This is a genomic window from Vibrio sp. M260112, from assembly GCF_036533775.1.
Classification (GTDB): domain Bacteria; phylum Pseudomonadota; class Gammaproteobacteria; order Enterobacterales; family Vibrionaceae; genus Vibrio.
In genome coordinates, this window is the sequence record NZ_JATABH010000041.1 from 23,858 (window position 1) to 35,082 (window position 11,225).

At 46.1% G+C, this 11,225-nt stretch carries 7 protein-coding genes and 1 pseudogene; 7 read left to right on the forward strand and 1 reads right to left on the reverse strand.

The window, feature by feature from the left end:
* Positions 1-9 precede the first annotated feature (9 nt).
* The 7 genes from QTN95_RS15650 to fbpC all read left to right on the forward strand — a co-directional run bounded on the left by QTN95_RS15650 (position 10) and on the right by fbpC (position 11,042).
* On the forward strand, positions 10-2,928 hold the full coding sequence (locus QTN95_RS15650) for an alkaline phosphatase family protein (RefSeq protein ID WP_331418094.1): 2,919 nt from the start codon (positions 10-12) through the stop codon (positions 2,926-2,928).
* Positions 2,929-3,075: 147 nt separating this feature from the next.
* Positions 3,076-3,711 carry a response regulator gene (locus tag QTN95_RS15655; RefSeq protein ID WP_331418095.1) on the forward strand — a complete coding sequence of 212 codons (636 nt, stop codon included), beginning with the start codon at positions 3,076-3,078 and terminating at the stop codon, positions 3,709-3,711.
* On the forward strand, positions 3,708-5,312 hold the full coding sequence (locus QTN95_RS15660) for an MASE1 domain-containing sensor histidine kinase (protein WP_331418096.1): 1,605 nt from the start codon (positions 3,708-3,710) through the stop codon (positions 5,310-5,312). Before QTN95_RS15655 ends, QTN95_RS15660 begins: the two co-directional genes overlap by 4 nt.
* Before the next feature lie 86 nt (positions 5,313-5,398).
* Positions 5,399-6,700, forward strand: coding sequence for an MFS transporter family glucose-6-phosphate receptor UhpC (gene uhpC / locus QTN95_RS15665; protein ID WP_331418097.1), 1,302 nt, complete (start codon positions 5,399-5,401; stop codon positions 6,698-6,700).
* A 77-nt stretch (positions 6,701-6,777) separates the two neighbouring features.
* Positions 6,778-7,812 (forward strand): ABC transporter substrate-binding protein, encoded by a 1,035-nt coding sequence (locus tag QTN95_RS15670; protein WP_331418098.1) that lies wholly within the window; start codon positions 6,778-6,780, stop codon positions 7,810-7,812.
* A gap of 65 nt (positions 7,813-7,877) precedes the next feature.
* The gene (locus tag QTN95_RS15675) at positions 7,878-9,962 is read left to right on the forward strand and encodes an ABC transporter permease (protein ID WP_331418099.1); all 2,085 of its coding nucleotides are present in this window, start codon (positions 7,878-7,880) and stop codon (positions 9,960-9,962) included.
* An 18-nt stretch (positions 9,963-9,980) separates the two neighbouring features.
* Complete coding sequence (fbpC, locus tag QTN95_RS15680; RefSeq protein ID WP_331418100.1) at positions 9,981-11,042, forward strand: ferric ABC transporter ATP-binding protein; 1,062 nt, start codon at positions 9,981-9,983, stop codon at positions 11,040-11,042.
* A 98-nt stretch (positions 11,043-11,140) separates the two neighbouring features.
* Here fbpC and QTN95_RS15685 read toward each other — a convergent pair.
* A pseudogene (locus QTN95_RS15685) lies at positions 11,141-11,225 on the reverse strand (IS200/IS605 family transposase); the annotation flags it as partial.

Consider the following 11,225-nt stretch of genomic DNA (forward strand, 5'->3'; position numbering starts at 1 on the left):
ATAATATCAATGACTTGGTTTAGAGCAACGACCCTTACCATCGCGTTAACTAGCGCTTTATCCGCCTCCTGCTATGCCGAGGTCGGTAACACACCTGTGGTTGGCGGTTTATTCAACTCCAGCGAAGTTCTCAAAAACCAAATTGTAGATTCTCTCTCCTATTCCACCCGCTTCGCTCGTGATATGACTCTTTTCACGATTGGCGGGATGACGCTCGAAACCTATTTGCTCTCACTGCCGTTAAATGCCAGTACCAAGACAAGAGTGATGGGGCAAATCGCCGATCCCACCTACTCGATTCCTCTCGGTTATTTCCTCTATCAGTTTTACGATCACTACACAGGGATTGAAAGCGGAGATCAGTTCAAAACATATCTCCAAACAGTCTATGACCAACAAGCTTTAAAAGGGTTTGAGCACTCTTTGTTTCAGCTTGATTCCAGCGCTCAACCGCAGAAAAAGCAACACGCCAAAGATCAGGCACATCAGGAAGGTCTAAAAATCGATAGTCGGTTTATCGCAACCATGGTGACCGTGTATGACGCTTTGATTCAAATCGGTGAGTGGCAAGATATGGAGCAGTTGCCACAGCATTACACTTATCTCGATAACACACCTAACGACAGGCAGTTAGTCGACAAAATTCAGCCAATCGTCGTTGATATACTAAGGAAAACTGCCTCAGGGATGGACGAGGGAGAGATGAAAAGTGCTCTGCTTGCCATCGTCTCAGACGGCGACGCTGAACGAGCCAATCAACCCAATAATAAAGCACAGGCATTGACCGTCACACTGATCGACTTTGTGCGCCTGAATGTCTTAAAAGCTTACCGCCAGTTCGTCTATCAAGATGAAAGGCAACAACGTCTCAATGATTGGCTACAGAAGGCCTTTGATAAGGAACCATCGACCGCCGTCGACTTTTTGCAATCACAGCAAGAGCGCCGTTTCGCCGTTCAAATCACCGTGGATGGACTTCAGCAAGGACTGATTGAAGGTTTAGTCGACCCGAGCAAACCCTTTATTTCTCATGCCTACCATCGCTATTTACACAGCAAACAGCTAGACACTCCGCTTGCTCAGTCAAGCCCTGAACACCAGCAAGATATGCACTTTTTGCAGATTCTCTCTGAACAAACTTATCGCGATCCCTATTATTTGCCGTTTTTCAAACGCCTCTATCAGCACCATGCTGACTCGATTGCCAATGTTGGCATCTCTTCTACACCAACAATCAGCGTACGCAACTTACCTATCATTAAAACCGGGGCGAAAGTTGCAGGCGAACAAGGGACAGGCATCCCAAATTTTCACTTTGTCGATCGTCCTCAAGATCGAGCCTACTACTTCTTTGGCAACGACGCTTTGCAGCTTGATCGCCTAATGCAAGCCAATAACGTATCGACTATGTTTGATCGCCTAGTCCATCTAAAAACCCTTAACTGTAACGCTCAATATGATTGGAATGCCCATACCAGTTACGATGGTTTGGTGAATTTAGGCGTTGGGGAATCGCTCAGGGATTTCGGCGAGAAACGTTGTCTTAGAGAGTTGGACGAACGAGCCGAAGTTGAAACCGTGCTAACAAAACTGCGTCAGTCACTGATTGACAATATCACAGCATATCAAGACATTCCGAGTTGGGATTTCTACACCAAGTTGACTCGCAAATGGAAGATTGAACAAGATATTTCAAGCTATACCAAACTCGACGGTCAAGGCATGCCAGACTTTACCCTAGTGTACAATCCTTGGCCTGATCACTTCGCTCACTTTGTCGGTCCTTTTAGTGACGAAATCATTATGCCAACTGGCGAGCTCAATAGACTCGATTACTGGATCACTCAAATAGAACAAAGCTACAAAGCCGCGGGCATCTACGATCAAACCTTGTGGGGCATGGCTGGCGATCATGGTCTAGCTCCTGTCTACTACACGCTCAACCCAGAAAAAGCCATCTTCGAGCCTTTAGAGGAGAAATTGGGTTTCCCATTGATTATCAAGAAAATCTCTTCCGATGAAGGGGAAGGTCCAAAGATCACCAACGCATTAAGCTATCCAAGCAATAAAGGGATAGACGTCGTTGTCGCCTCAACCGCTGGAGGCAACTTCATGCTCGACCTATTCAATTCAAAGCAAGGGTGGGATAGTCAGCCTGTCTACGCTGAGTTAATCAACTGGCAGCCAATCAATGCACAAGGTAAAACCGTAGACATTATTGCCGAATCCCTAAACTACCTTGATGATTCATTGGACTATATGGTCGTGCGTGAGCAAGCCTGTGGTGAAAATCACTGCCAAATACGCATCATGGCCAATCGAGATGGAACAAGGTTTGACGAACGCATCATTCAGCAAGGCGATCGCTACTATTACGGAAGCATAAACCGTAAGGCTGCGGTTCAACTGCTTGAAGCCAAGTCACTTAACCCCTACCTCTCCGCCCCAAACAAGAACGAGCTGAGTCGTTTTGCCGATCTAGTTGATCAATGTATCGAACGTGTGAACCCGAATGAGAGCCAAACATGGTGTAATGCCACTCAGTGGCGAGAACTGACCAGCTATACACCAAAACCCGACTCTGTCGTTCAGTTGGCTCAGCTATACGCGGAAGATAGAGCAGGCACAATTAACCTCTTCCCGAGAGAAGGGATTGGCTATAACACTAAAGTTCCTGGTCGACATGCGGGTGAAAGCTACTTAGAAAAAGACGCCTTTATCGGCTTTTGGGGAACACCAATTGGTCAAGCGGCAACGCCACTTAGATCGGAGGCCAATGGTTCATTAGCGCCTACTCTATTTGAGTATTTGACTGGTGAAAAAGTGGTTGAAGGTGAAAATGGCTGGGGCTTCCCTTCCCTGCTTCACAAGCTCGATATTCAGTGCCAAAAACACGGACCAACTTTCAAACAAATTGGTTCGTGTTAGCACTTTTTCCATCAGAAATGATGGATACCACGATATCTATTGACAGAGTCAACAATTCCTTATAGTTGTGCTCACTAGCGTTGATAATTAATTCAATATGTCACTTTTGCTAGAACTTTTGGTACAAGTTACCTCAAGGAAACCGCTATGATTTCAGTTTCTCTTGTCGACGACCATATTATGGTTCGCTCAGGTTTTGCTCAACTACTGTCGTGTGAACCCGATATACAAGTACACAGCGAGTTTGATAACGCACGCGATGCATATCGCGTCCTTTCTGTATCGAACATAGATGTTGCTGTGATCGACATATCGATGCCCGATGAGAGTGGCTTAGTACTGCTAAAGAAGTTGCGAACAAAACAACCTGACTTAAAAGCCATCATGCTCAGCATTTATGATTCAGCGTCGTTTGTCAGTAAAGCCATTGATGTTGGCGCCTATGGTTACCTTTCGAAACGTTGTGGACCAGGTGAATTGGTCACCGCGATTCGTAAGGTCGCCGCAGGTGATCATTACTTGTGTACCGACGCATTAGTCAATCTTAGCAATGCCTCATCAGCCTCTTCCGCATTGAAAGAGCTAACCAAACGCGAGCGAGAAGTCTTCGATCATCTGATTCAAGGTTTAGATGTGAAAGAAGTCGGCACCAAGCTGTCCATCAGTCATAAAACCATTCATGTCCACCGCGCCAACATCCTCAGCAAGCTGGATCTCTCCAATAACGTCGATCTGATTCGCTTTGCACTCCATCATAAGCTGCTCAGTGATGAACCTGTATGAGTGAACTGACTCGACGACAGCAATTACCAAAACTGATTTTAACTAAAGGCTTTAGTTATAGCTTTGCCATCTTGGGATATGTTATTTGCTGGTTTTGTTTGTGGAATGTCAGTCTCTATCTAACACCTGATATTTTGTTGGCCGGTCTTCTGTTACCAACTGGGTTTAAACTCGCTATCTATACTTTAACCACACGAAAACTTTGGCCTTGGTTCACCATGTCTGAGGTTTTGCTTGTGGCTAGCTTGGTTCAATTAACTAATGCGCCTATTTATTGCTACCTTCTGATTCTCTTTGCCTGTTTTAACCATGCCATCGCGATCATGTTTCAACAGGTTTGGAGACCGCTTCAAATCTATTGGCAGCGCTTGCTCGCATTGTCTGCACTTGCTCTCGCCTACGCTCACGTTTGTGGTTTTGCATTACTGCTGTTGAGTAAACCGGTAGGCTTAGGTGGCATGTATGCGCTTCAAGGTGGCATTGCGGTACTCACTGGCGGCATTCTGCTCACACCGTTTTTCTACCTAGTGTATGACTATCTGCGCCGCCAAGTATGGCAGCCACTCACGCCAACCTTAGTGCATCAAGAAGTGGTGTTACGCCCGTCAGCCCTGATCTGGTGCCTGTTGTTTTTTGCGATTGGTTTAATTACCGAGCTGACATTATTCGAGCAGATGAAGTCTTTGGCTCTGCTGATCTTTCTGTTGCCCAACATCTTCATGGCTTATCGTTACGGATGGCAAGGGGGCGTACTGGCCAGCGTAATGAACAGTATTTTGCTCACTACTGCGCGACAGGTAACCGGCTCCTTCGATAGCGATTTAGAATTGCAAACTTTTATCTCTACCCAAGCATTTATTGGTCTTGGTTTAGGTATCGCGATCAGTCGTCAGTACTTCCTTGCACAACAACTTCATCAAGCTAACTTAAAACTCGCCAATGAACTCGCCAGTAAACAGCAACTGGCAAGCCAACTCGTCCATGTTGAAGAAGACATTCGTAAATCCGTGGCTCGCGAGCTTCATGACGAGATTGGCCAAAATATTACCGCGATTCAGATTCAATCAATGCTCGCAAAGCGATTGGCAGGTGATGAACAACAAATCAACATTGCTAACACAACCAACGAGTTAGCACTAAGAATCCATGACTCAACTCGTCAGCTTCTCAAACAATTACGCCCTCATGCCCTTGATGAGCTAGGTCTTGAAAGTGCGATTCGACAGTTAGTTGCGGAAATGAAGTTTGCCGAGCGCGATATCGATTTTAGTCTTAACTTCGGTATTTTTGCCGAACGGCTTGATGATATTACTGCGGTGACGCTTTATCGCATCGTCCAAGAACTACTCAATAATGTCTGCAAGCATTCGCAAGCCAATCAAGTACAACTCTCTTTAGTACCCGGCGTGCGCTTCGGTTTAGAACTGCGTGACAACGGTATAGGCCTACCTGAGAACTGGAGGCTGAAAGGACAAGGCCTCAGAGGCATTGAAGAACGAGTCAGTGCTCTCGGAGGAACGATGAGTATCACCTCAAATTCATTGGGGAGTAGGATATTTGTTAACTTACCCACAAAAAACACAACATCTCCACCAAACTAGGAAAATTTCCTAGAGATATATAAAACCGTCTAATTCATTCCATCTATGGGTTGGTTACCATTCTTTCATGCCAAGGAGAGGAGCTCGTGTTAGTCGCTGACAAAAGCCCAAATCAAATTGACCAAATGTACCGTTATTGGCGAGTTCAGCTAATGATGGTGATGTATGTCGGATATGGTGTTTTTTACTTTACCCGTAAAAGTCTCAATTTTGCGATGCCAAGTATGATCACCGACTTAGGACTGGAGACTTCCGACATCGGTATTTTGGGAACGCTATTTTATATCACCTACGGCGTGTCAAAGTTTCTCTCCGGTATGGTGAGTGATCAAACCAAACCTGCCTACTTTATGGGGCTTGGGCTGATTTTTACAGGATTGATCAACATTGCCTTTGGCTTGAGCTCTTCCCTATTTATGTTCGCGCTGCTTTGGACTTTAAACGCGTTTTTTCAGGGATGGGGATGGCCACCGTGCGCCAAGCTGTTAACCAGTTGGTATTCACGATCTGAACGTGGCTTCTGGTGGTCTATTTGGAACACATGCCACAACTTAAGTGGCGCGATAATACCCATAACGATTGGCTTTGCCGCGGTAACTTGGGGATGGCGCTTTGGCTTTATCCTCCCAGGAAGTCTAGCCATTCTCGTCGGTGTAATGCTCTGCTTCCGACTACGTGATAAGCCTACCTCGATGGGGCTACCCACAGTAGGTGAATGGGTTAACGACCCCATAGAAATAGCACATGAAGCAGAAGGGCGTGGGTTACCGTTTTGGCAAATAGTGAAGACCTACGTATTGGGAAACAAATATATATGGTTACTGTGCAGCTCTTATCTATTGGTATATGTAGTTCGCATTGCAATCAATGATTGGGGCAATCTCTATCTTACTCAGCGTCACGAATACCAACTCTTCAGTGCCAATGGTGTCGTGTCAATGTTTGAAGTAGGAGGCTTACTCGGCTCGCTCTTTGGGGGCTGGGGATCAGATAAGTTTTTTCACGGCAACCGAGCACCGATGATACTGCTATTTGCTCTGGGGATCTTTGTTTCTGTGGCCGCTTTGTGGCTTACCCCTTTGGATAACTTCATCATTTTATCTGGCTGCTTCTTTGCCATTGGTTTCTTTGTCTTTGGGCCACAAATGATGATTGGCATGGCCGCAGCAGAGTGTTCTCACAAAGATGCGGCGGGCACCGCGACCGGTTTTGTTGGCTTATTTGCCTACCTTGGTGCTGCACTGGCGGGATACCCACTCGCACTTGTAATCGACCAGTTTAACTGGGAAGGATTTTTCAGCGTCGTTACGCTCTCAGCAGCGTTAATTGGACTGTTAATTCTTCCTTTTGTTAAAGCTCAACAACGGGCAGGGATAGCCATAACCTAACTGATAAATTCCCTCTCGTTGCCTTATACCGCAAGGACTTACCAACCCTACAGTTGGATACAACAAGAGGAAATAACATGAAAGTTGGAACAAAACGCAGCCTACTCTCTGCTTGCATTCTTGCAGCATCAATCGCTGCACCTCAAGCGCTCGCCGATGGTCGTTTAGTGGTTTACTGTAGTGCGACCAACGCCATGTGCGAAGCGACAACAAAAGCTTTCTCAGAGAAGTATGATGTAAAAACGTCGTTCGTTCGAAATGGTTCAGGCAGTACGCTGGCAAAAATTGATGCCGAGAAAAAGAACCCTCGTGCGGACGTATGGTATGGCGGTACGCTCGATCCTCAATCGCAAGCTGGCGAGATGGATCTGCTCCAAGCTTACCAATCCCCTCAATTAGAATTCATCATGGACAATTTTAAAGACCCAGCCAAACGCAAAGGTAACTACTCTTCTGCGGTTTACATGGGGATTCTAGGTTTTGGGGTAAATAAGGACCGTCTGGCAGAAAAAGGCCTAGCAATTCCTCGCTGCTGGAGTGACCTAACTAAGCCGGAATATGTGGGTGAAGTTCAAATTTCAGACCCACAAAGCTCTGGTACCGCTTATACCGCGCTCGCCACCTTTATACAGCTCTGGGATGAAGACAAAGCCTTTAGCTACTTCAAAGCGTTGGATAAAAACGTCTCTCAATACACTAAATCAGGCGTAACACCATCGCGCAACGCCGCTCGTGGTGAAGTCGCTATCGGTATTGGCTTCTTGCACGACTACTCGCTAGAACAATCAAAAGGCGCACCTCTAGAACTTATCGCTCCGTGTGAAGGTACAGGCTACGAAATCGGCGGTGTAAGTATTATAAACGGAGCGCGTAACCAAGAAAATGCACAGAAATTCTTGGATTTCGTTTTGTCGAAAGAGGGTCAGGAAACTGCATGGAAAAAAGGTCAATCATTCCAAATCCTAACCAATACGACTGCCGAGCAATCGCCAAACGCTCTTGATCCTAAAACACTTGAGCTCATTGATTACGATATGGAAACGTACGGTTCATCAGACGAACGTAAACGCTTGATCAACAAATGGGTGAACATCGTCAAGATGGGTCAATAATCCAACTGGGAAGGGGTGATGATGCTTGTCATCACCCTACTTGCTCATAAATTTAGGTATTAATTATGAACGAACTCACCGCGCATATTAGCCCTGAACTTACTAAGCGCGATCCCGTATTTTACTGGATATTGAGCTTGGTAGTCGCTTTCATTCTTCTTCCTGTCTTTGCTCTCGACTATGGTTTGATCGACTCTACTCCTGATGAGTTTTATTCCGCCATGGGTTGGAGTGGTGTCAATATTTCGTGGTTATGGTTCGGCCTTCCTGCTGTTTTGCTGCTACGTCCATTAAAAACACAAAACAAATATGCCAAACGTCGTCATCAGTTTGATATTGGCTACTCTGCATTTTGTATGCTGCTGGTGCTGATCTCTTCTTGGTACACCGAACACGGTATGGGTTATGCCACAATAGTATTGTTTACGGTGTTAGGTGCCGTCATGACACTCGCATTCTCACGCCTAGAATACCTTGGTGGAGATGCCTTCGTCGTGGGATCACTGATCGCTATCGTTCTGTTGATCACCGTCTTTATTATCTATCCGAGCTTTGCCATTTTCGTCCCAATGTTTGAGGATGAAATGGGCAACTTTGTCGCTTGGCAGTTTGTCGATATCCTCAGTCGCTCGCACATTATTCAGATCGTAATCAACTCGGTTGGCTTAGGTATCGCTGTTGGTATCGGTGCGACTTTCTTTGGTCTGATTTTCGCTATTTATACAACTCGTATTGCGCAGCGCAGTGCGTTTATCGCACGTATATTCTCCATTTTACCGATTGTCACCCCACCTTTTGTGGTCGGCCTTGGTGTGACATTGATGTTGGGGCGCTCTGGTTACATCACCGAACTCATGGTCAACTGGTTTGGTCTACAACAGACCAATTGGCTGTACGGTTTCACTGGTATCTGGCTTGCACAGGTACTCGCTTTTGCTCCTATGTCATTTATGATTCTGGATGGGGCAATGAAGTCACTACACCCTTCACTCGAAGAAGCGTCTTATACCTTGCGTGCAAACCGCTATCAAACTTTCTTCAAAATCGTCATGCCACTGCTTAAACCGGCACTAGCTAATAGCTTCCTAATTATATTTGTTCAGTCATTAGCTGACTTTAGTAACCCGCTTGTACTCGGTGGTAGCTTTGACGTACTGGCAACGCAGATCTATTTCTATATCGCAGGTGCTCAACTGGACTACGCATCAGCAAGTACTCTCGGTGCGGTTCTGCTGCTCTTCTCACTCGCCATTTTCGTCGTTCAGTACCTATGGATTGGTAAGCGCTCATACGTCACCATCTCTGGGAAGTCCTATCGCGGCGATGTGCAACCTTTGCCTACCTCTCTAAAACATGCGGTCTGTGGCCTACTTTACTTCTGGATGGCGTTTAACATCCTACTCTACGGCAGCATCTTCTATGGAAGCTTTACGGTTAACTGGGGCGTAGACTACAGCCTAACCCTATCTAACTACTTAAACCTATTCGGCAGTGGTTTTGGTGAAGGTGCATGGCCATCGCTTATCACAACTATGATCTACGCTGGCATTGCTGCGCCTTTGACCGCTTTCTTTGGTCTGCTGATTGCCTATATTGTGGTTCGCCAGCAATTCCATGGTAAGAAAGTGATTGAATTTGCCACCATGCTCTGTTTCGCCGTTCCTGGCACGGTTGCGGGTGTATCTTACATTCTCGCGTTTAACGATGCTCCGATCTACTTGACGGGTACTGCGGCAATTGTGGTTATTTCTATGGTAATGCGCAATGTTCCGGTAGGGATTCGCTCAGGTATTGCCGGTCTTGGCCAACTTGATAAAGCACTTGATGAAGCCTCTCTTAGCCTACGCGCAAACTCGCTTAAAACCATTACACATGTGCTGTTGCCACTCCTACGCCCTGCGATTTTATCAACCTTAGTGTTTAGCTTCGTGAGAGCGATGACCACCGTCAGCGCGATTATTTTCTTGGTCACACCCGAAACTCGCGTTGCCACCTCGTACATATTAAATCGAGTGGAAGACGGCGAATACGGGATTGCGATTGCTTATGGCTCAATCCTAATTGTTGTCATGTTAGCGATTATTTTGATTTTTGATTTTCTTGTCGGTGAAGCACGCGTCTCGCGTTCCAAAGCCAATAACCAAGAGTAGCAATTGGAGATTTAACTCATGGAAAAAGAAAACTTTGTAGTCTTAAAGAATGTCTGCAAACGCTTTGGGGATAAGACCGTCATTGGCGATTTAGACCTTGAAATTAAGAAAGGAGCACTCGTCACCCTCCTCGGGCCATCAGGATGTGGCAAAACCACCGTCTTGCGCTTAGTGGCGGGATTAGAAAAACCCACCAGCGGGCAGATTTTTATCGATGGAGAAGATGTCACCAATACTTCCATTCAACATCGTGACATTTGTATGGTGTTTCAATCTTATGCCTTGTTCCCACATATGTCGCTAGCAGACAACGTCGGTTATGGTTTAAAAATGCTTGGCCTAGATAAAGCCGAAATCAAACAGCGAGTTAAAGACGCTCTAAAATTAGTCGACTTAGAGGGATTTGGCGAACGTTACGTCGACCAAATTTCCGGTGGTCAACAGCAACGTGTCGCTCTTGCTCGCGCTCTGGTTCTAAAACCCAAAGTTCTGCTATTTGATGAACCACTCAGTAACCTAGATGCCAACTTACGCCGAAATATGCGTGAAACTATTCGCGACCTACAGCAGCGGTTTAATATCACATCACTCTATGTTACTCATGACCAAGCTGAGGCATTTGCCGTCTCCGATACCGTTATTGTTATGAAAGATGGCGACATCATGCAGCAAGGTACACCAACAGAGTTGTATCAGCATCCGGCATCTATGTTCATGGCGAACTTTATGGGTGAAGCCAACATGTTTAGCGGCCATTACGACGGTACATACGTTGATATCCATGGCTACCGATTGAAAGCCAATCAAGATAATCTCGCTGGCATTGTCGCTGGCGACTATGAGATTGGTGTACGACCTGAAGCAATCCTCCTCGCCGAAGAAGGAGAGGCTTGCCAGCAATGTCAGGTCAGCAGTTTTGCTTATATGGGGTCTATGTATGAAGTCGTGGTTCGGTGGCAAGGTCACGAGCTATTGTTACAACTCAACTCATCACAGTTCGACGCCAGTTACGCAGACCATGCCTACCTAACCATCAACCCCAATGGTGTGTTCCTATTACCCCAAACAGCTCAAGAATAGTGAGTGCTCACTGGGGTTCACACTGCGTAACACCAAAGTAAATTACCACCTTCTAAAGAAGGTGGCTTTGTGTGAGCCCCCTAAAAGGGGGCCTTTGTTTAATCCAACGCCAACTGGTGCTGCTCTACTCGCTCTTGCTTCTCTTGATGTCTTACATATCGGCGTATGATTTCTTCATTGATT